Raw genomic sequence first — 21,629 nt, 5'->3', positions numbered from 1 at the left:
AATCTCTGCATCACTCATACGGTTGGGTTTGTTACGATGCTTGGGCCTCTTATCCTTAATTATATATTTTTCCTGTTGAAATGTAAATTCCTTGTAAAAATCATCGGCCATACAATAAATCTCTGTAACTTTAGACTTTGGAAACATAGTGGTAATCGTTTAAATGTTATAATTCAGCACTATAAATTTAATACTTTTATCGCTATGTTTCTAATTATAAGTGAAATATATTTATTCTTATATCGAACTCATGTGATTTTAGCAAGTGGAAATAGAATCAATTTTATTTATTTCTTTTTATCAAGATGTGGACTGGTGAATCCTAATTTGCGCAATCCTTTTTGTATGTCAGGATGCTGCATGAACAAGTTCCAAAGCAGTTGTGAACGATAGTTTTCAATCATTATGGCAATAGGTCCCTGATCGATGGCAAGATACTGTTGCGGATACCAATTCTCCGTTTCACTGAAGGCATCGTAGAAACCGTAGTCACCCCATGTTTTGTCCTTCTTCTGATACAGGTACTTCATTACGTCTATAGATTCTTCCGGTGTGTAAACAATGGAAGAAAGAGCGGCGGTCGGACTAATGACTCCGTGGTCTTCTTTCTCATTGGGAGCATGTGCGGCATACCCTTTGACAGAGTAGCTGGCGGTCAGTCCCCAACAATTTTCACCATATCCTTTGTAATTCTTGGGATTGCGGATGCAATAAGCGCGATTAGCCAGCGTATAGTTCTTCATTTCATCGAAGTAGTTGGCATATTGGTCTTTCAGCCCGTTTGGGTCAAGTCCCAGAAAAGAATAATGAGCCCAGAAAAGAGGCCCGATGTTGCCGGTCTGATATCTTAGGTTCATCGGCAGGTTCTCGGCTGTATGCGGCTTAACGATTGCGCCGTTTTCCGCCCAGCCTTCGTGGTAAACCTTTGCCGGAACTCCGTGTGTAGGTGAAGCGGCAGCCAAAATATACATAATCAAACATTCATTGAATCCACGTACACGGAAATTCATATCCCATTGATGTTCCGGACTCCAATGCCAGAAAAGTACATTCTCCTTATTCCTATACCAGTTCCAGTCCACGTCTCTCCACAGCTTATCCATGCGTGCGGCAAGTTCCCGTTCTTCTTTGTTGCCATTTGCATAGTATTGGTGTGCTGTTAGTAGACCTTGTACGAGGAAAGCTGTCTCTACCAAATCCCCACCGTCATCTTTAGGACTGAACGGTTTTATTTTTCCTGTCTCTCCATCCCACCAATGCGGGAAAGCTCCGTGAAACTTGTCGGCCCGTTCTAAGAAAGAGACTATTTTTTCCATTCGTGCAAATCCTTCTGCACGGGTGACGTAATTCCGTTCTATTCCGGCAATAATGGCCATAATGCCGAAGCCGCTGCCGCCTGAAGTAATAATATGCCGGTCGTTCAGTGGATAGTTGCTATCCACATTCAACCGTTCTCTTGCCATTCCGCTCACCGGTTCCGCTCCATTCCAGAAATAATCGAAAGTGCGTCTTTGTACGCTATCCAGCAATGCTTCTTCCGAGATTTTCTCCTCTTCCAGTAGCGTGAATGTTGCCATCTTCGTATCCCGGCTGTTGCCGCCGACCATGACTTGGAACTCTCCCGGCTCATAAACATAATCGAGGTCGTAGTTGTAGAACTTCAAAAGCTCCGGTGTGATTTTGAAAGAAATATTCTTTGATTCTCCGGCTTTCAGGAATACTTTTTGGAATCCTTTCAGTTCCTTCACCGGTCGCGTGACACTTCCTACTACATCACGGATATATAGTTGTACGGTTTCCTGTCCGTCTCGTTTCCCTGTGTTTGTAAGTGTAACGGTGGCTGTCAATTCTCCATCTGTCCGAAGCTGTGAATGGCTCAGTTGCAGATTACTGTATTCGAACTGCGTGTAGCTGAGTCCGAAGCCGAAAGGATAGAGAGGGTCATTGCTTACATCAAGATAGTTACTACGGAATTTCTCAAACCATTTTCCTTCTTCCAGGGGGCGTCCTGTATTCTTATGGTTGTAGAATAAAGGAGACTGTCCTACATTTTGCGGAAAGCTCATAGTCAGTTTACCGCTCGGATTTACATCTCCGAATAACACGTCAGCAATAGCCGGAGCCGCTTCCGTACCGCCAAACCATACATTCAGAATAGCCGGAATATGTTTCTCTTCCCAAGTCAGCGTTAACGGGCGTCCGGTGAAAACAACGAGTACCACCGGCTTGCCTGTCTTTGCCAGTTCTGCCAATAGTTCTTTTTGGACATCGGGTATATTGAGGTCGGTACGGCTACTCGATTCACCGCTCATCTCGGAAGATTCGCCTAAAGCCGCCACAATAACATCTGATTGGCGTGCCACTTTCAATGCCTCATTCAGCAATTCCTTATCCGTACGGTTGTCTCTGCCCAATTCTCTGCCGAACATCGTAGCTCTTTTTTCCAACTCAGGATCGGCAGTCAGATTACTGCCTTTTGCATAGAGTACGCGTGCGTCTTTCCCAGCTACTTCCCGGATTCCTTCCACCAGAGTCATCGGTTTGTTCAAATCCACGGCTACGCTCCAGGTACCCGGCATATTGGAACGGGTATCGGCGAGCGGACCGATAACGGCGATTTTCCCGGATTTCTTTAAGGGAAGTACTTCCTGCTGGTTCTTCAGTAATACAAAACTTTCAGCGGCAATCTTGCGGGCAATCTCTCTGCTTTCACGGGTATAAATCTCTTTAGCCGGACGGTCGGGGTCACAAAACTTATATGGGTTATCAAAAAGACCGAGTTTGTATTTAGCTTCCAGTATCCGGCGGCAGGCTTGGTCTATCTCTTCCACATTGACTTTATTCTCTTTCAGTGACTGGGATAACGTAGTCAAAAATCCTTCGCTCACCATGTCCATGTCAATTCCCGCTTTGAGGGCACGTGCCGATACTGTCGGCAAGTCACCGATACCATGCGGCACCATTTCGCTGATACCGGTATAGTCCGTCACAACAAAACCGTCAAATTTCCATTGCTTGCGTAATATGTCTGTCATCAGCCACTTGTTGGCAGTAGCAGGCACGCCGTCCACTTCGTTGAAAGATGCCATGACACTTCCCACACCGGCTTCTATCGCCGCCTTATACGGATACATATATTCGTTGAACATACGGATGCGGCTCATATCTACCGTGTTGTAATCTCTTCCGGCGAAACCGGCACCATACAGGGCATAATGTTTCACACAAGCCATGATATGGTTATTTGAGGTGTATGAGTTGTCTCCCTGATATCCCCGTACCATCGCTTTCGCTATTTCACCACCCAGGAAAGGGTCTTCTCCATTCCCTTCGGAGACACGTCCCCAACGGGCATCCTGGCTGATGTCCACCATCGGGCTGAATGTCCAGCAGATGCCGTCCGCACTTGCTTCAATGGCGGCTATGCGTGCCGACTGCTCGATAGCTTCCATATTCCAGGTGGCTGCCAATCCTAAAGGAATGGGGAATACAGTCTCGTATCCGTGAATCACGTCCATGCCGAATAGCAATGGAATCTTTAAGCGGCTTTCTTCTACGGCAATACGTTGTACGTCGCGTATTTTAGTCACTCCTTTGATGTTGAACAAGCCGCCGACTTGTCCCTTACGGATTTTGTCGGCGATGTTGCTGCTGGTTGCCTGACCGGTAGTGATGTCTCCGGCACTGGGAAGATTCAGTTGCCCGATTTTCTCTTCCAATGTCATTTTGCTTATGAGTTGGTCGATAAATCGGTCCATCTTTTCATTCTTTCCGCCCTGTGCGTGGATGCAGCAAGTAGCGGTCAAGCATACTAGAATAGTGAGGATTCTGTTCATATCTGTTTTTTACCTATTGAATTGTTTATTTTAAGTCCGGGCTGCTAAATCCTAACTTCTTCATTCCGTTCTGAATATCCGGGTCGGACATGAAGAGGTTCCATAACAGTCCGCTCCGGTAGTTTTCAATCATGCAGATAACCGGACCTTGATTGATAGCGATGAATTCTTTGTCGAACCATTGCTTGCCCAGATTGAATGCGTCAACGAAACCATATTTCCCCCAAATCTTATCTCCTAGTTTGTAATAGAAGAAATGCAGGGCTTTCATTGATTCTTCCGGTGTGAAAGGGAAGGAAGTCAAGGCGGCGGTAGGGGCGATTACACCATTATCATTGTTCGGAGAATGGGCACTGTATCCGTTATCACCGTCACTGGCGGTCAATCCCCAACAGTTCTCGCCATAACCGGCATAGTCTCTCGGATTGTCAACACAATAATTGTAGTTAATTAATGCATGGTTCCGGGTTTGTTCCTCATAATTGGCATATGCGTCCGTCAGGCCTTTCGGGTTAATTCCCAAGAAAGAATATTGGGAAAGGAAAAGAGGACCGCCGTTATCCGTACCCAGCGGCAAAACATAGTCATAATAAACTTTTCCGTTTTTCATTCCGCCGTTGTTCGCCCATCCTTCGTCGTAAACAACCTTATCAATAGCCTTTGTCGGTGAAGAAGCTGCGAGCACATAGGCTATCAAACCTTCGTTCCAACCGCTGATTTTCAAGTCCATCTCCCAGCCATGATTGCGGCTCCAATGCCAGTAGAGCACATTTTCCGAGCTTTCTTTGCGGAACCAGTTCCAATCTATGGCTTCCCATAATTTGGTAATGTCTGCACAGAGCTTCTGTTCTGCTTCATTGCCGTTCTTAAAATAAGCCCTGGCGGTCAATAATCCCTGAAAAAGGAGAGATGTCTCTAATAAGTCCACTCCGTCGTCAATATCACTAAACGGTTGTATGAAACCGCTATCTCCATATATCCAGTGTGAATAAGCTCCATGATAACTTTCGCATCTGCCCAAGAAGTCTACAATTTTCTGAATACGTTCCAATGCCGCTTCCCTGCTGATAAAGTTTCTTTCTGCCGCCACGATGATTGACATAACGCCAAAGCCTGTTCCACCGGTTGCTACTGTATTTGTTGAAGTGCTTCTTTCACGCGCCATACCACAATCAGGATGTCCGAAATCCCAGAAATAACTGAATGTTTGTCTCTGAACCAGCGTCAACAACTCTTCGTCATCAATACGGTCAAACTTGTCGGAATCTTCCATTCCTGTTTTTATACTATACACTTTTCCTGTAAAGATGGGTTCGCCGACTGCTGATTTTATTCCCGGATACACAACAAACTTATAATCCGAATAGTTACTGAGTGCATTTACCGGAGTGACGGTCAGTTTCTTATTATCAGCATCCATCTGATAATTAACTTTTAGTTCAAACTCATCTTCACCGTCCAATTCGATGAAACGGATATTCTTTGCGACGGTCGATTCATCTACTGCATCCGAGAATTGAAGTACGATGGAACTTTCCGGGTCAACATTCGTAAAAGCCGATAAGTTCTGTTGTTCACCGATACTGATAGTTGTTAATCGGAAATCGGTGGTTATTGTTTCATTATCGTCACTGCAAGAGGTTAGTAATGCGATGATAATAAATAGAATATGAGTGAATGATAAATATTTTTTCATGGCATACTTAGTCTTTAGTTACATATAGATTTCGTATCTCGCTCCTTTTGAGAGCTTTGTTGTAAAAGTGGAACTGGTCGAGTGCGCCGAGGTAGTGTGCGCCCCAATCTTGGGCAGTAGCGCCTTCCGTCAAACTAGGTACTGTTTGAAACTGCAATGTTCCGATAACCAGTTTCCCCACATCGCTGAATTTGAGCTTTCCGGAAATTATATTTTGAGCTTCGCCTTCAGAAAGAGCTTTTGAAAGAATCTCTTCTGCATTTTTATAAACAGTCAGTTTGGAAGTTGTCTCATCATATTTGAAAGAAAGATGTACCCAGTCATTGATAAACACATCATCTATCCTGCACTCTTCAGTTCGTTCGGCATTGCCGTTGCGCAGATGAACTTTGAAAAAGGCTTGCGTATCGTTTTCCGAATGACTTTCAAGATAGATATCCAAATTACCCCAGAACTGTTTGGTATTGGATATCCCGAAGATACCGGTCGCTTTATTGCATTTGGTAGCTTTCATCCAAAAAGAGACAGTGAAACTACCTAAATTCTCAATACTGTCTTTCATTGCTTCCGGAGTTTCGACTACCATATAAGTATCTGTCGCACCTTGATACGCTTTACCGTTAATACCTTCCGCAAAGTGGGGAGTGCCGTTGGCGGTAATGCCGAAGTTATAGATACTGTTGTCCTCTAAATTATCCTCGAAAGCCAATCCCAACTTCATCGGGTTATAAGGCTTTTCCGGCAGTTCTTCCGGATAATCGAAACCCGGGTGGTCCATATCCTGGAAACAGGACTGAACCATGAATCCGAGGAGAAACAAAGCGATGGATGAATATATATATTTTTTCATATCAATAGTCGTTTAATATATTATAGGTAATCTGGATTTTGTTTCAATACGCCGTTAGACTTGTCTATTTCTTCTTGCGGGAGCGGCAATAATGCATGCTTCTTTTGATAACCGAAACTGCCTAATACATCTTCTGCAATTCCCCAGCGTACCAAGTCGTAGAAACGGTCGAATTCCATAGCGAGTTCCGCTCTTCGTTCTTGACGGATAGCGTTCCGCAGTTTCACCTGGTCGTCTGTCGTGATTTTGGGCAGGATATTGATATTCTTACCTCTGGCACGGCTGCGTACCATCTCCAGATAATCTTTGGCAGACTTCGTGTTGTTCTGTTCGATGGCTGCTTCTGCTGCCATCAACACTACATCAGCATAGCGGATAAGGCGGATATTGAACCAGAAACCGAACTTGGTATATTTAGCGCGATAAGTAGGGTTCGTATAAGCCTTTTTATTGAAATACTTGGCAATCACATCATTTGTGGCAACCGGCTTCTCATTATAAGGTTGATTGGCAGGAATTAACGAAGGAGATTCTCCTACCTTTATGAAATACAGGAGCGTTTCATCTTTGCGGGGATCACCGGCTTCAAAGGCATTCGCCAATGTCTCGGTCGGTGTATTCCAACCCCATCCCATATTCCATTCACCGGAACCTCTGACGCCCTGCACCAATGCGAATTTACTACCTATATCTTCACTTTCGGGCAAAGAAGAGGTGGCGGTACATTGCAGTTCGAAAATAGACTCACTGCAATTCTCACCAGATTCGCGGAATATATCGTTGAAAGGCGTATTCAGATTGTATATTCCGGAGTTGATGACATCTGTTGCGGCAGTCCAGAGGTTAGACCAGTCGTTGCGCATCATATACGTCCGAGCGTGCAGGGAACGGGCGGCTCCCCAAGTCAGGCGACCGATGTATTTGCTTTCCCACGTGCGGGGCAGATACTTTTCCGCTTCTGTCAAGTCCCGGTCTATCAGTGCGTATATATCGTTGACGGACGACTTGGGGATATTGGCATCCGATGACTGGTTAATCTTAAAGTCAATCAAGGGAACTTCACCGAATGCACGCACCAGATTGAAGTAGCAATAAGCCCGGAAGAAGAGTGCTTCCGCCTTATTGACGAGATTACCATCCGTCAGATTGCCCGCTTTCATTGATTCGAGCAGTGTATTCACTTTGTGGATAAGGCTGTAGTTGGCGCTCCAGTAACCTTGCAACATACCGTCACTTGCGTCATAATTGAACTCGTCATACATCTTGGCGGCACCCGCTCCGTCTGTCGATGTACTGCCTTTTTCCGCGTCTTCCGAACGGAAGCTGTGGATGGCAAGTGCGGTTGTTCCCGATGTCAGGGCATAGTCGCGCATGGCAGCGTACATTCCGAATATTTCGCTCTCGTACGTACCACCGACGAGGTCGGTGTCGATAAGTTCTCCTTGCGGAGCCTGGTCCAGTAAATCGCTGCATCCCATTTGGGCGAATGACAAAGTGCAGGCAGCTACTATATATAGAATTCTTTTTTTATTCATAGTCATATAACTTTAGAAATGAAATTAGAAAGTAAGATTCAAACCGAAGGTATAAACGGTCGGCATCGGATAAGTGCCGTTGTCTACCCCGAAGGAAGTAGCGCTACCACCGATTTCGGGAGTGTATCCGCTGCATTTCGACCATGTTTTCAAGTTCTGTACGTTGGCATATAACCTGAGCGATTTCAGATAAATCTTTTTCAATAAGCCCGGGTTAAACGTATATCCCAGTTCGATATTACGGATACGGAAGAAACTGCCGTCTTCGATGAAGTAACTTGAATTCTGGCGGTTGATACTTCTCGATGGGTCAAGGATAGGTTCCCAGTTGGAAGTGCCCTCACCGTTCCAGCGGTTCATGCGGCGGAGCGAATAGTTGTTTTGGGAAAATTCGTCCGACTCCCAGTTACGGTAAATCTCATTACCATATACCCCCATCATGTCCATACTGAAATCGAATCCTTTGTATCCGGCACTGATAGTCAGGCCATAGGTGAAATCGGGGGTCGGATTACCAATCATAGTACGGTCTTTGTCATTAATCTCACCATTCCCGTCTACGTCCTTGAACTTCAGGTCACCCGGTGCTACGGTACTCAATGTATTTTTAGGAGAGCTCTGAATATCTGCCTTATTCTGATATACACCTTCCACCTGGTAGCCGTAGAAGTAACCGATGGGATACCCCTGGGATACTCTTGATGGACCGGATACGATGGCATAATCCTTGTTTACCAGTGATTTTACCTTATTGTCTATCGTGGTCAGGTTGGCGCTGACTCCATAACTCCAGTCCTCGCCGATGCGGTCATTCCAGGAAGCGGTCAGTTCCCATCCTCTGTTTTGGATTTCCCCGATATTTTCCAATCCGGGAGTAGAGCCCGAAATACCGGGAACGGAAGTCAGCAAATCCTTGGTCGTTTTGTTATAATAAACGGGAGACAGGCGCAGGCGTTGTTTCAGAAGATTCATTTCGAAACCGGCTTCCCATGAATAGTTGCGTTCCCAGCCTAATGTCTGCGACGCCAGGTAAGCGAGTCCTTTTCCTTCGACGATGTTGTCACCGAATACGGCAGAGCCGGAGTTGACGATTGTAGGATAAGCCGGATAGTTATAGCCGCCTGTATTCTGGCTGCCTAACACGCCCCATGAACCTTTCAGTTTCAGATAGTCGATGACAGACTGGTGCTTCATAAAATTCTCTTCCGAGATTACCCATCCGGCGCCGAAAGAGTAGAAATTATCCCATGTGTTTCCGGTACGCTTGAATACGGATGAACCGTCGCGACGATAAGAAGCGTTGAACAGGTAGCGGCTTTGGTAATTGTACAGTGCCCTGATCAGGTAAGACATGGTAAAGCGTTTGTACTGTGAACCGCCGTTTGTAGCAGTGGACTGGTCGCCGATAGTGGTAATCCACCATTTGTCGTCATTCTCGCCAATGCTGATGCCGTCGCCCAGTTTCTGGCTTCTGCCGGCATCCAGTGAGGAATATTCGTTGTAGTTGGTTGTCATACCACCTGTCAGTGTAATACCGTGTCCGCCGAATTTTCCGGTATAAGTCAGTACATAGTCGGACTGTGCAGCCATGTTTGTCAATTTTTTCTGTGTGATGCCTTCACGTTCGCCTACATTTTCTTTTTCTCCTTTATCTGCATTGTACAAGTAGATGATAGGAGAGTAGAGGCGTGACTGGTCGGAACTGTAGTCCATAGCGAATGTGGCACGGAAAGTCAGGTTTTTCAGTAAGTCCACTTCCCCGTAGATATTTCCCGCCATGCGGTAGTTGATGGCCTTGTTATGCTGTCCTCTGTACTTCACGTCAATCATCGGGTTCGATACCTGTGCCTGCTGGAAGTCCGGCAAGAGTTGCAGAAGTCCGGTTTCTTCATTGGCTACCGGTGCGATGGGGGCTGCCTTGATGGCTGCGCTCACGCCTTTAGCGTCCGGCGGAAGCATACGTACACCGTTAATCTGGAAGCCGAAACGCAGGAACTTAGTCATTTCGTATTCACTGTGCAGATTGATAGTCAGCTTGTTCAGTTTCTCGCTCTTGATAGAACCTTCTTCCATGGTGTAGCCAAGTCCCATGTAAAACTTGCTTTTATCCGTAGAACCGGTGATGCTGATATTGTTGTTGGTCAGGAAGCCCGTTTGGAAGATTTCGTCCTGCCAGTCGGTGTCGGCTGCCCAGTTGGTATAGTCGAACGGGTCTAATCCCTGGTTATTACGTTGTTCGTTGTATAATTCCTTGAATTGGGCGGCATTGGTAAGTTCCACACGGTCGCCGATATGTTTGAAACCTACCGAAGCGTTGATGCTGACGGTAGTCTGTCCTTCTTTGGCGCGTTTGGTCGTGATGATAATTACGCCGTTTGCACCCCGTACACCGAAGATAGCCAGTGAAGACGGGTCTTTCAGAATCTCCATAGATTCGATGTCAGCAGGATTCAGATAGTTGATGTTATCCGTGAAAAGTCCGTCTACTACATATAAGGGAGTATATCCGTTGATAGAGTTTGTTCCGCGGATTCTGATTTCCGGGTCTTGACCCGCCCTGCCGGTATTGACGATTTGAACACCCGCAATTTTTCCCTGGATGGAAGCCAACGGATTGCTGGCAGGCTTGGTGGCTATATCAGCCGCTTTGACTGTTTCGATAGAACCGGTCAAGTCTCTTTTCTTCGCGCTGCCATAGCCGATAACGACAGCTTCTTCCAATGCAAAAGCTTCTTCTTTCATGACGACATTGATAGTAGTACGATTGTCTACTACGATAGTTTGTGACGTCATTCCGATAAAGGAGAAAGTAATTTTATCGCCTTTCCGGGCAGAGATGCTATACTGACCGTCTATGTTGGTGACGGTTCCGGTGCCGGAAGCATCTATTTGCACGGCTACTCCGGGTAGTGGTTCGCTTGTTTCTGATGTGACGATACCTTTTATCTCCCGTATCTGTGCGGATAGAGTGGTGACTGCCAATAAGAAAAATCCTAATAGAAGTCCTTTCTTTAATAGAGAGATGTCCTTACAAAATGAATGGGTAAGTTGGTCTTTCATTCTATTATTAGTTTTAGTTTAACATTAAAATCCTGTCAAAACTTTGTTGGGCTCGTACGCTTCCCGATTCGTCCGTTTTGACAATGGCAAATGTAGAAAGTATGAATTTATACTTGCTAAAAACAGGCTCACTACGGATACATCGCTTTGATTTTTAACATTTAAGCGACCTCATTATTACCTCTCATTCAATTGTAATGTGCATTAAATGAGTGATATAACGAATTTATAACTTCAAGAAGAAATCGTTGAGATTCTCATTGGGCGGGATATTAATTTTCTTTCTCAACCGGTAACGGCTGTTTTCCACTGCACGTACGGAAATATTCATTAGGGCCGCGATAGCTTTTGAATCCAGATTCAACTTCAGGCAGGCACATAATTTCAAATCGTTGGCAGTCAGTTGCGGATAAAGCGTTTTTAATTGTTTGAAAAATCCGGTATGTTTTTCTTCAAACTTGATAAGAAACATTTTCCAGTCTTCCTCGGTGTCGAGGTTGTTGTTGAAAAGCATATTGATTTTATGGAAGAGCGGTGCGAGCGCTTTGTTGTTATGTGTGCGATAGAACTCTTCTATTTCATCTTTCATCTGCGTGATAAGCTCGTTGCGCTGGATGACGAAAGAAGTCTGCGAAAGCAGTTCGGCATCCTTCTCCTTGATTTGGTTTTGCAGTTGCTGGTTCATCCGGCTTAGCCTTTTCGCTTCGCGAAGGCGGATTTTTATCAGATGCCGGTTCCGGTAACGGCGCAGGATGAGTATCCAGACTATCCGCAACACGAGCAATGCGATGATGAAGTAGCCCAGTATTGCCCAGATAGTCTGATACCACGGAGAAAGGATGGTGAACGTATATTCCAGTGTGGGAGAGCAATTCCCCAGATTATCTATCGAACGTAATAAAAAGGTATAGGTTCCTTTTGGGAGACGTTCGTAGGTCACTTTGTTGATTCTTTCCGGTTCCGACCATTCGCTGATTCCTTCCAGTTTATATTGGAAAGATACATTGTGTGCCAGTACGTCATCCGTTGCGAATCTGATTTCTATCGTATTATTGGTAAATGGAATCTTGATAGCCTCATGTTCACTTTCCTTATGAAGTGCTTCTCCCGTTTTGGACAAGGCGGAAAAGGATTTGATATAAGGAGTGGACAGCGAAATGACATTTTGCTGCTGATTGTTGGGGCAGAGCAGAAAGCCGTTGTCCAGACAGATGAGGCTGGTTGAATCCGTGAGGGCGATAATCCGCTCGAAATGATTGACCATGGACATGCCGTTATAGTTGATGTCTATTTTATCTTCTATATGGTTTTGCGAACCGTCGTGGGCAATGCGGTAGATTACATTATCTCCCATTACATAAAAATGGTTTTTGTCTATGTCGGATACATTTTTTATTTCCGTCAGGTTGCTCAGGCAATGTTTCAACGGTTCGTACAGTTCTACTTTGCCGCCTATGTCATTATAAGTGTAAAAGGAATTTCCGCCCAGCATGACAACTCTTCCGCCGATTTTGAAAAGGTGGAGCTTGTAGGGTAGTTCCCGGTCTTCGCCGTAGTATTCCGAAGTTTTTATTTTTGTCATGTCCTCGGAAAGCTGGCAACGGTAAACTCCTTTGTTCATGTGCTCCAACCATACATTGTCGAGATGGTCTACCTGGATGTTGACGATAGGCTGGCGAATGTCGTCAAGAATGATTCGTTGTGTGCGAGTATCTACGATTTTCAGGGATGCGTATGTGCCTAACAGTAGATAATGCTCTTTGGCAAGAATGGTAAACACTCCCCCTTGTGCATTGATGGGAGTAGTAACTGTCAGTTGTTCGTCAATCACTTTTAACCCGCTGTTGGAACCGCAATATAACTTTCCGTCTATAATCTTTAAATCCCAGATTTGCTCTTTAATGTTCTCTATTGTTTGCAAGTCGCCAGGCAATGCGTTGATATTGTTCAGATCGCTTTGGCTGATATAGAAGAGTCCCTGGTTGGTACCGATAAATAGTTTGCCGGCAAAAAGTGCGGCTGCATATACGGCACCGGTCTTGCCCGTAGGATCGGTGTAGCAACTGAGTTCGGGAAGTATCTGGATGCAGGTAATCCCGTTGTCGAGTGCCAGCCAGGTGTTATGATACTTATCTTCGTGAAGAAACAGGATCGTATTGTTTTGCATGTAGGCGTCAGAGTTGATATGCTTGATAATCTTCCCTTGTCTGTCTATCATATATACTCCGTTGAGAATCGTGCCGAGCAGATAGTGACCGTTCTCCTTTTGAATAGCGCAATTGATGTTTGAATTAATCCATTCCGGTGCGTCACTCAGTAATCTGAACGTATCTCCATCATATATGAATAAGCCGCTGTTCGAAGTGACTATCAGCCGTTGGTTTTCCGCATAGGGAAGCACGGCTTTCACTTCTTTGCCCAGGAATAGTTCGCTGTGTGGGATAAGGGTGAAACGACCTTCTTGCAGACGGAGCAGCCCCTTATGTGTTTCCTGTATCCATAACTCACTGCCGACTTGCATCAGGAAATGAAAATTCTCCTGTTTGGTTATTTTCTCTGTTTTTCCTGTCGGCAGGTGGTGGCGGAAGATGCCGCTGAATGATTGAAAATAGATGGATTCCCCTTGCGGTAGGATTCTCCATATATCATCATTCTGCCAATTGTCTGTCGGCAGTTCTTTGCTGAGTGAGGTATAAGTCAGTTCCCCGTCGGGCTGCCGACTCCATTTACCGAACTCTTCGTAACCGCCGGTATAGATTTCGTTGTTTGAAACAGCATATACAGAACGCACTACTTCTGCTTTGGGGAGCTTGTTCAATTTCCATTCGATACCGTCAAATTCGAGCAGTCCGATGTCATTGCCAAAATAGAGTATTCCATGCTCGTCTTCACTGATAGACCAGTTTTTGTTGGCTGCGCCATATTGTGTTTTGCTGAAGTTGATGATTAACGGATTGTTGATTCCGGCAAATCCTAAACTGAACCAGAGCAGGCAGATGATAAAACAAAGTGATTTTTGCAGAAAGAACATAGTAGTACGTTTTTTTGAGTGCTGATGCAAAGATAGAAATTCTTTTTTTTATTAATAGCTTTAATGTTATGATGTTATAGGAATAATTGCTAACTTATTCGGCAAAATCGTTATTGTCCGTTACCTCGAAAGAAGCGACCTTTGCAATATGAAATGAAACAAACTGAAAAAGCTGATTTTAAACTTATAAAAAGATAGGAATATGAATGTATTTGATGTTATAATCATTGGTTTCGGCAAAGGCGGGAAGACCCTTGCTGCAGAGTTTGCAAAACGCGGACAGAAGGTAGCTATTATCGAACGTTCCGAAAAAATGTATGGTGGCACATGTATTAATATCGGATGTATCCCGACAAAGACGTTAGTACATCAGGCAAAAATAGCTTGGGGCAGGAAAGAGACCGCCTTTGAGGAGAAAAGTGATTTTTACCGGCAGGCGATTGCCGTGAAAGAAACGGTAACCGGTGCATTACGAAACAAGAACTATCATAACTTGGCGGACAATCCCAATGTGACTGTTTATACAGGTACAGGCTCGTTTGTTTCTTCCGATACGGTCGCAGTCCGCACGGCTACGGAAGAAATCCTGCTGACATCCAAACAAATCATTATCAATACAGGAGCGGAAACGGTCATTCCACCCATTGACGGAGTGACGGACAATCCTTTTGTCTATACCAGTACTTCAATCATGGAACTGACAAACCTTCCCCGCCGTCTGGTCATTGTCGGCGGCGGTTATATCGGGCTGGAGTTTGCGTCCATGTATGCTTCGTTCGGTTCGCAAGTGACTGTGCTCGAAAGCTATCCCGAACTGATTGCCCGTGAAGACCGCGATATTGCGGCAAGCGTAAAAGAAACATTGGAGAAAAAAGGCATTGTTTTCCGGATGAATGCAAAGGTGCAGTCGGTGAAGCACGAGGAAGACAAGGCAATCGTCGCCTTCACTGATTTGCAGACTAACGGGGTATTCGAACTTGACGCCGAAGCCGTATTGCTGGCGACAGGTCGCAGACCTAACACGGGAGGTCTTAATCTGGAAGCGGCTGGAGTAGAAGTAGATGTGCGTGGTGCTATCATTGTCGATGAATATTTGAAAACAACCAATCCCAATATACGTGCCGTAGGTGATGTGAAAGGTGGTTTGCAGTTCACTTATATCTCATTGGATGATTACCGGATTGTCCGTGAGGATTTATTCGGAGATAAGGAACGAAAGACAAATGACCGTAATCCTGTTAGCTACTCTGTTTTTATCGATCCGCCATTGGCGCGTATCGGGCTAAATGAAGAGGAAGCCTGCAAGCAGAACTTGGATATTATTGTGAAGAAGCTGCCCGCTATGGCTATACCGAGAGCGAAAACATTAGGGGAGATGGACGGATTACTGAAAGCTATCATTGATAAGAACACGGGAAAGATATTAGGTTGTATGCTTTTTGCACCCGATTCCGGTGAAGTTATCAATACGGTTGCCATTGCCATGAAGGCAGGGCTGGATTATACTTTTCTGCGTGACTTCATCTTTACTCATCCCAGTATGAGCGAAGCGTTGAATGATTTATTTTCATAATGATAGTTTCATGTGTTGGAAACCCTGGCCTTTCAGTGTGAAACAGAAATTACCCTTGATTGCCGATGTTTACAAGTGAACAAAAAAACGATAATTTGTGTTTCTTTAATTTAAGATGTATATCTTTGTTCCCGAATTATAAACACGTGAATTTATGAAAAAGATTTTTGGTGCTTTAATGATTGCCGTATGTTTCGGCATGGTGATGCCTGTCCAGGCGCAAATACACTTTGGTGTAAAAGGAGGTTTGAACTTGTCAAAGGCAAGTCTCTCTAATGTAGGTGATAATTTTAAAAAGGATAATTTCACCGGTTTCTTTATTGGGCCGATGGCCGAGTTTACTATTCCAATTGTAGGATTGGGAGTGGATGCTTCTTTGCTTTTCGCTCAAAGAGGTATCAAGGTCTCTGATGAAGATGGAGATATAACCGTTAAACAGAACGGCATTGATATTCCTGTAAATCTGAAATATACTATCGGGTTGGGAAACCTGGCAGGTATTTATCTAGCAGCAGGTCCTGATTTTTATTTCGATTTTGAAAAGAAAACAGGGATCGATAAGAAGAAAGCTGAAGTAGGTATTAATGTAGGAGCAGGTTTGAAGTTGCTGAATCATTTGCAGGTAGGGGCTAATTACAATATCCCATTGGGGGATACTGCTGATATTGATACTGGCGGCTCTTATAAAACCAAGACTTGGCAGGTGTCTGTAGCCTACATTTTTTAATCAGCCTGTCATTTTTCATTGTATATAAAAAAGAGTTTCTGCTCAGTGGGAACTCTTTTTTTGTTCGGGGCTATCTGTTACACTCCCGAAACAGTTTTCGCCCATTCCTGTCCTAAGAAACGTTTTTCTTTTGAGTGTTCTCTTTTTCTTCATTTTTCATTCCTCATTTTTTATTGTATTTTTGTACCTGCAATGAAAAAATATGTAGATGTCATTTTACCGCTTCCGCTTCCGAAGAGTTTCACTTACTCTTTGCCGGACGAATATGCGGAAGATGTGAAGATAGGCTGCCGTGTGGTAGTTCCTTTCGGGCGAAAGAAGTTTTATACGGCTATCGTCCTTAACGTTCATTATTGTGCTCCAACGGGGTACGAAGTGAAAGATATATCTGCATTGCTGGATGCTTCTCCCATTTTACTACCCGTTCAGTTCAAATTTTGGGAATGGATAGCCGATTACTATCTCTGTACACAGGGAGATGTTTATAAAGCGGCGCTTCCTTCCGGTCTGAAATTGGAGAGTGAAACGATTGTTGAATATAATCCCGATTTTGAGGCGGATGCGCCATTGCCGGAACGGGAACAACGCATTTTGGATTTACTTGCCGTAGATGCGCAGCAGTCCGTCACTAAACTGGAGAAAGACAGCGGCATAAAAAATATTCTTACCGCCATCAAGTCTCTGCTCGATAAAGAAGCCATTTTTGTAAAGGAAGAATTGAAACGTACTTATAAGCCTAAGACAGAGGCACGGGTGCGGCTTGCGGGTACAGTAGATGAAAAGCAACTCCATATTTTGTTTGATATTCTGTCTCGTGCTCCGAAGCAACTGGCGTTGCTCATGAAATATGTAGAGTATTCAGGTATTTTAGGAACCGGAACTCCGAAAGAAGTCTCTAAGAAAGAATTGTTGCAACGGGCTAATGTGGCCCCTTCGGTACTGAACGGGCTGGTGGATAAGAAGATTTTCGAAATCTACTATCACGAAATCGGACGGTTGAATAAACAGGAGAAAGAAGTGGTCGAACTGAACGCCTTGAACGAGTTTCAGCAACGGGCACATGATGAGATAGTTCAGTCTTTTCAGGAGAAAAATGTCTGTCTGCTTCATGGAGTAACGTCCAGCGGGAAGACGGAAGTGTATATTCATCTGATCGAAGAAATGATTCGTCAGGGAAAACAAGTCTTATATTTGTTGCCGGAGATTGCCTTGACTACTCAAATTACAGAGCGTCTGCAACGGGTCTTCGGTGCTCGCCTGGGGATCTACCATTCTAAATTCCCCGATGCCGAACGGGTTGAAATATGGCGGAAACAACTGGGAGAGAACGGGTACGATATTATCCTGGGTGTTCGCTCTTCCGTGTTTCTTCCTTTCCGGAATCTGGGACTGGTGATTGTGGACGAAGAGCACGAAAATACGTATAAGCAACAAGATCCTGCTCCCCGCTATCATGCCCGTAGCGCAGCGATTGTGCTGGCTGCCATGTACGGAGCTAAAACCCTGTTGGGAACAGCTACTCCTTCCATCGAGTCGTGGCAGAATGCAGGGGAGGGGAAATATGGTTTTGTACAACTAAAAGAACGATATAAAGAAATTCAATTGCCGGAGATTATTCCGGTAGATATAAAGGAATTGCATCGCAAAAAGAGGATGGTGGGACAATTCTCTCCGCTCTTGATACAATACATGAAAGAGGCTTTGGAACAGGAAGAGCAAGTGATTCTCTTTCAGAACCGTCGCGGGTTTGCTCCGATGGTGGAGTGTCGTACCTGCGGTTGGGTGCCCAAGTGTAAGAATTGCGATGTGAGCCTTACCTATCATAAAGGAATCAATCAGCTAACCTGTCATTATTGCGGTTATACCTACCAACTGCCGAAATCCTGTCCTGCCTGCGAAGGTACGGAACTGGTGAACCGTGGCTTTGGTACGGAAAAGATTGAAGATGACATTAAAATCCTTTTTCCCGAAGCGGCAGTGGCACGAATGGACTTGGATACCACACGCACCCGCTCTGCTTATGAAAAGATTATTGCAGATTTCGAACAGGGAAAGACGGATATATTGATCGGCACGCAAATGGTTTCCAAAGGATTGGATTTCGATCATGTCAGTATTGTAGGTATACTGAATGCCGATACGATGCTGAATTATCCGGATTTCCGTTCCTATGAACGGGCTTTCCAGTTGATGGCGCAAGTAGCGGGACGTGCCGGACGTAAGAACAAGCGGGGTAGGGTGGTGCTGCAAACCAAGAGCATCGAGCATCCTATCATTCATCAGGTCATTGCCAATGATTATGAAGACATGGTAGGCGGGCAGTTGGCGGAACGGCAGATGTTCCATTATCCTCCTTATTACCGGTTGGTATATGTTTATCTGAAAAATCATAATGAAGCGTTGTTGGATCAGATGGCGGTAGTGATGGCGGATAAGCTGCGGGCGGTATTTGGCAATCGGGTGTTGGGGCCGGATAAACCTCCTGTTGCCCGTATCCAAACGTTGTTTATCAAAAAGATTGTCGTCAAGATTGAGCAGAATGCTCCGATGGGACGTGCACGGGAGCTTCTACTACGCATTCAGAGGGAAATGATCGAAGACGAACGCTATAAATCTTTGATAGTTTATTATGATGTAGACCCAATGTAATGAAAATGAAGAAAATATTATTTGTCTGTTTAGGAAATATTTGCCGTAGTTCTACGGCTGACGGTGTAATGCTTCATTTGATAAAAGAAGCAGGACTGGAGAAAGAGTTTGTGATAGATTCTGCCGGAATCTTGTCTTATCATCAGGGTGAATTACCGGATAGTCGGATGCGTGCTCACGCGGCTCGTCGCGGTTATCAATTGGTACATCGTTCGCGTCCTGTCCGTACGGAAGATTTTTATAATTTTGATCTGATAATCGGTATGGACGACCGGAACATAGATGATCTGAAAGACAAATCTCCTTCCCCGGAAGAATGGAAGAAGATTCATCGTATGACGGAGTACTGTACTCGTATCCCGGCAGATCATGTCCCCGACCCCTATTATGGAGGGGCTGAGGGCTTTGAATATGTGCTTGACATACTTGAAGACGCTTGTGCGGGGCTGCTTACTTCTTTAACTCAGGATAACTGATCCGGGTGTGATAAGCAATCTTTAGTTTTTCTTTGAATACGGCTTTCACAGTGGCTATATCCTTGAAAGTGATAGGACATTCTTTAAAGTAACCTTCAGTGACTTGGGAATCGATAATCTTGTCGACCAGGTTGCTGATTGTCTCTTCTGTATATTCCGGAAGACTGCGTGATGCAGCTTCTACAGCGTCTGCCATCATCAAGATGGCTTGCTCTTTGGTGAATGGATTCGGACCGGGATAGGTGAACAGTTCTTCATTCAGTTCTTCGTCCGGGTGCTCGTTCTTCCAGGAAATATAGAAATATTTTGTTTTTCCCCGTCCGTGATGAGTACTGATAAAGTCCTTAATAACCTTAGGCAGATTATGTTTGTCGGCAAGTTTCAATCCATCTGTCACGTGACTGATGACTACTTGCGCACTTTGTTCATAACCTAGATTTTTATGTGGATTGACTCCTCCTGATTGATTTTCGGTGAAGAAAGCCGGATTTTCCATTTTCCCGATATCATGATATAAAGCTCCGGTACGCACCAACTGACTTTTGGCGCCGATACGGATAGCTGCTTCCGCTGCTAGATTGGCTACCTGCATGGAGTGTTGGAATGTTCCGGGCACAGTCTCGGACATTTGACGCAGTAAGTCGTTATTAATGTTTGAAAGCTCTACCAAAGTAACGTTGGAAGTAAATCCGAACGTTTTTTCCAATAAGAATAATAATGGATAGGCGAACAGCAATAAAATTCCGTTGATAAAGAAATAGGTATACATCCGTATATTCAACTTCGAGAAATCGTTGGCAAGTCCGTTTTCTGTCATCAGTTCAAAAGAGAAATAAACAGCGGCGTAGGTCAGTATGACTAATAATGCCGTTCGGAAAAGCTGTGATCTCTGTGACAGTTCTCTCAAACTGAATATCGCAACCATACCGGCAGCTAGCTGAGTGAGAATGAATTCATGTGGAAAGCGTAGTGATATGGAACAGATTAATATTGTGATGACATGAGTCAGAAACGCAGTTCTCGAATCAAGAAACACGCGGATAATAATAGGTAGCATTGCATACGGAATGATATACACATTGAATAGGTTATGTGTCATCATAAAAGCCGTAACAATACTATAAAATACAATCAATGTAAAGAGTAGCGACAGACTGCCCTTTCGCTGATAATAATCTTTTCGGAACAAATCAAGATAGAGCATAAAGCAAAGCATTAACATGCCGACAAACAGAATTTGTCCGCCAAGAATCAGACGGCTTTGTCCCATAGATTCGTTTCGCTTGATGGACTCTTTACGCAGGGATTCCAAAATATTATAAGTTTCCGGACTGATGATCTCGCCCCGATCGATAATTTTCTGACCACTCACAACCAAACCGTTTGCCCAAGAATAGTTGTTCAGTATCTCCTCTTTGGCTGTCTGAGTCCGTTGTTCGTCAAAAGTGAGGTTCGGGCTGATATATTCATTCAACGAACACTGCCGTAGAATTTCCCTGTTGAAGTGAACGGAGTCTGCCGTAAGTAAATACTCGTATGCCTTCTTTACCGTGTAAATACCTTCGATGGGGTGCGAATTGGCCAACTTGTCATCTATTACCATGATGGCGGATGTGCTATCTTTGTAAAGTTGCTGTATAGCTTCGGTAGATACAATGCCCGCCTGATAAATCTCTTTCAGCGTACGTTCGATGTAGCGTAAATAATCTGTAGAAGGAAGAATCCCTTTCAGGTTCGTATGATAGTTCTCTTTTAGTTTGGCTATCGCCTCCTTTTCGACTTTCTTGTCGAGCTCATAATAGGGTTGGAAGAGGGCCATCAGGCTGTCTTGTTCTCGTTTCACTATCGCTTCATCTTTATAAATAGGAAAATCGAAAGTTGCGATTAACTGTCCGTATTTCCAAGGCTTGTTTATATCAAACTGATAGTTGAACTTGCCATCGCGCGGCAGGAAATAGACAATCAATGCCACAGTACCTATGAATAGCAGCGATTTATATGACAAATCTTTCCATGAAAAGCTCTTTTTTTTCTTCAAATGTTCCATATCCACTGAAATTTTTGCGAAAAGTACAAAAAAAAACAATAGTGTGGAAAAAAAGGTTTAATTTTGCCGCGATTTACCTATACTAACCCAAATTATGGCAGAAAGAAAAGTAAGAGTTCGTTTTGCTCCGAGTCCTACGGGAGCATTGC

General features: G+C 44.4%; 11 protein-coding genes and 2 pseudogenes. 4 read left to right on the top strand and 9 right to left on the bottom strand.

Annotated elements, in window-relative coordinates:
- The 8 genes and pseudogenes from BACFIN_RS23375 to BACFIN_RS06120 all read right to left on the bottom strand — a co-directional run.
- Window positions 1-147: pseudogene (locus BACFIN_RS23375) on the bottom strand (IS982 family transposase); the annotation flags it as partial.
- 140 nt (window positions 148-287) lie between these two features.
- Window positions 288-1,316, bottom strand: coding sequence for a glucoamylase family protein (locus BACFIN_RS23370; RefSeq protein ID WP_341459942.1), 1,029 nt, complete (start codon window positions 1,314-1,316; stop codon window positions 288-290).
- 234 nt (window positions 1,317-1,550) lie between these two features.
- A pseudogene (gene bglX / locus BACFIN_RS23365) lies at window positions 1,551-3,836 on the bottom strand (beta-glucosidase BglX); the annotation flags it as partial.
- Between the two features lie 25 nt (window positions 3,837-3,861).
- Window positions 3,862-5,532, bottom strand: coding sequence for a glucoamylase family protein (locus BACFIN_RS06100; protein ID WP_007755702.1), 1,671 nt, complete (start codon window positions 5,530-5,532; stop codon window positions 3,862-3,864).
- 7 nt (window positions 5,533-5,539) lie between these two features.
- Window positions 5,540-6,382, bottom strand: coding sequence for a LamG-like jellyroll fold domain-containing protein (locus BACFIN_RS06105; RefSeq protein WP_007755699.1), 843 nt, complete (start codon window positions 6,380-6,382; stop codon window positions 5,540-5,542).
- A 20-nt stretch (window positions 6,383-6,402) separates the two neighbouring features.
- Entirely contained in the window at window positions 6,403-7,923 is a 1,521-nt protein-coding gene (locus BACFIN_RS06110) for a RagB/SusD family nutrient uptake outer membrane protein (protein WP_007755698.1), read from the bottom strand.
- 18 nt (window positions 7,924-7,941) lie between these two features.
- Window positions 7,942-10,977, bottom strand: coding sequence for a SusC/RagA family TonB-linked outer membrane protein (locus BACFIN_RS06115; protein ID WP_007755696.1), 3,036 nt, complete (start codon window positions 10,975-10,977; stop codon window positions 7,942-7,944).
- Window positions 10,978-11,203: 226 nt separating this feature from the next.
- Window positions 11,204-14,008 (bottom strand): triple tyrosine motif-containing protein, encoded by a 2,805-nt coding sequence (locus tag BACFIN_RS06120; protein WP_007755694.1) that lies wholly within the window; start codon window positions 14,006-14,008, stop codon window positions 11,204-11,206.
- Between the two features lie 202 nt (window positions 14,009-14,210).
- Here BACFIN_RS06120 and BACFIN_RS06125 point away from each other — a divergent pair, with 202 nt between their 5' ends.
- The 4 genes from BACFIN_RS06125 to BACFIN_RS06140 all read left to right on the top strand — a co-directional run bounded on the left by BACFIN_RS06125 (window position 14,211) and on the right by BACFIN_RS06140 (window position 19,433).
- On the top strand, window positions 14,211-15,581 hold the full coding sequence (locus BACFIN_RS06125) for an FAD-dependent oxidoreductase (RefSeq protein ID WP_007755692.1): 1,371 nt from the start codon (window positions 14,211-14,213) through the stop codon (window positions 15,579-15,581).
- Between the two features lie 154 nt (window positions 15,582-15,735).
- Window positions 15,736-16,308 carry a porin family protein gene (locus tag BACFIN_RS06130; RefSeq protein ID WP_007755690.1) on the top strand — a complete coding sequence of 191 codons (573 nt, stop codon included), beginning with the start codon at window positions 15,736-15,738 and terminating at the stop codon, window positions 16,306-16,308.
- 192 nt (window positions 16,309-16,500) lie between these two features.
- Entirely contained in the window at window positions 16,501-18,957 is a 2,457-nt protein-coding gene (gene priA, locus BACFIN_RS06135) for a replication restart helicase PriA (RefSeq protein WP_007755688.1), read from the top strand.
- A gap of 5 nt (window positions 18,958-18,962) precedes the next feature.
- Window positions 18,963-19,433: a low molecular weight protein-tyrosine-phosphatase gene (locus BACFIN_RS06140; protein ID WP_032839803.1), complete on the top strand. Its 471-nt coding sequence runs from the start codon at window positions 18,963-18,965 to the stop codon at window positions 19,431-19,433.
- On the opposite strand, the gene BACFIN_RS06145 is transcribed toward BACFIN_RS06140, so the two are convergent.
- Window positions 19,408-21,480, bottom strand: a complete 2,073-nt coding sequence (locus BACFIN_RS06145) for an HD family phosphohydrolase (RefSeq protein WP_007755684.1) — start codon at window positions 21,478-21,480, stop codon at window positions 19,408-19,410. The two genes, BACFIN_RS06140 and BACFIN_RS06145, sit on opposite strands and share 26 nt — an antisense overlap.
- Window positions 21,481-21,629: the final 149 nt, after the last annotated feature.

This window comes from Bacteroides finegoldii DSM 17565 (genome assembly GCF_000156195.1).
GTDB classification, from domain to species: domain Bacteria; phylum Bacteroidota; class Bacteroidia; order Bacteroidales; family Bacteroidaceae; genus Bacteroides; species Bacteroides finegoldii.
Note: the sequence above shows the minus strand (reverse complement) of the source record. Positions and strands in the feature narration are given on the sequence as shown.

Bases quoted from the DNA above. Each gene is read 5' to 3' on its own strand.
- BACFIN_RS06120 (WP_007755694.1), bottom strand. From the start codon at position 14,008: ATGTTCTTTCTGCAAAAATCACTTTGTTTTATCATCTGCCTGCTCTGG.
- priA (WP_007755688.1), top strand. From the start codon at position 16,501: ATGAAAAAATATGTAGATGTCATTTTACCGCTTCCGCTTCCGAAGAGT.
- BACFIN_RS23370 (WP_341459942.1), bottom strand. From the start codon at position 1,316: ATGGAAAAAATAGTCTCTTTCTTAGAACGGGCCGACAAGTTTCACGGA.
- BACFIN_RS06140 (WP_032839803.1), top strand. From the start codon at position 18,963: ATGAAGAAAATATTATTTGTCTGTTTAGGAAATATTTGCCGTAGTTCT.
- BACFIN_RS06105 (WP_007755699.1), bottom strand. From the start codon at position 6,382: ATGAAAAAATATATATATTCATCCATCGCTTTGTTTCTCCTCGGATTC.
- BACFIN_RS06145 (WP_007755684.1), bottom strand. From the start codon at position 21,480: ATGGAACATTTGAAGAAAAAAAAGAGCTTTTCATGGAAAGATTTGTCA.
- BACFIN_RS06115 (WP_007755696.1), bottom strand. From the start codon at position 10,977: ATGAAAGACCAACTTACCCATTCATTTTGTAAGGACATCTCTCTATTA.
- BACFIN_RS06125 (WP_007755692.1), top strand. From the start codon at position 14,211: ATGAATGTATTTGATGTTATAATCATTGGTTTCGGCAAAGGCGGGAAG.
- BACFIN_RS06100 (WP_007755702.1), bottom strand. From the start codon at position 5,532: ATGAAAAAATATTTATCATTCACTCATATTCTATTTATTATCATCGCA.
- BACFIN_RS06110 (WP_007755698.1), bottom strand. From the start codon at position 7,923: ATGACTATGAATAAAAAAAGAATTCTATATATAGTAGCTGCCTGCACT.
- BACFIN_RS06130 (WP_007755690.1), top strand. From the start codon at position 15,736: ATGAAAAAGATTTTTGGTGCTTTAATGATTGCCGTATGTTTCGGCATG.